Annotated in this window: 1 pseudogene; it reads right to left on the bottom strand. The window is 35.1% G+C overall.

Annotated elements, in window-relative coordinates:
• A pseudogene (locus IRZ99_RS21105) lies at positions 1-664 on the bottom strand (hypothetical protein); the annotation flags it as partial.

The raw sequence follows: 664 nt of genomic DNA, 5'->3' as shown, positions 1-664 counted from the left end.
AACTGTCGTTGCGCCTGTAATAGCTGTTGGAGTTAGTAAATTTCCTCCATCTGTTCCAATTCCTAAAATATTCCCGGCATCGGTGCTTTTTATTTGTACTACTGTTGCAATTCCGGTTTCATTATTATACGTTATTGCTCCTGTTGTTGCATTTTGAGCTAAACTGGTAACCGTTTCTTTTATTTCTGTTGGAGCAGCTCCCGTTTCATTAGTATAAGTAGCAATAGTATTTCCCGTGATTACAACTGGAGTTATTGTTGTTATAGTTTCAGTCTGTCCAACTAAATCTACTAAATTAATTACTGTCGGTATCCCACTTTCTCCGTTGTAAGTCAAAGTTTTAGCTATAGGATCATATACTAATGTAGTTTGTGTCTCAGCGTCTCCTACTAAATCTAATAAATTAATTGTGTTAGCCACAGCAGCTTCGTCAAAATAAGTTAAAGTATTTGCTGTTCCATCATATACTAAACTTGTGAGAGTTTCATTGGTTTTTATAATATTGGTCAACTCTGTCACAAATGTAGGATTATTGAATATAGTTGACGAATTGTTAATCACATCGCCAACAACATCAATAGTTGTTGTGGTTGCATTCTCACTCGTATAAGTGTACTGACCGTTATTGGCTGCATTTTTATCTAAAGTTGTAACCGTTTCATTT

The sequence above is a fragment of the Flavobacterium sp. LC2016-12 genome (assembly GCF_015351595.1).
In the GTDB taxonomy this organism is placed as follows: domain Bacteria; phylum Bacteroidota; class Bacteroidia; order Flavobacteriales; family Flavobacteriaceae; genus Flavobacterium.
The sequence above is the reverse complement of the archived record's forward strand: the minus strand, read 5'-3'. Positions and strand labels throughout refer to the sequence as shown.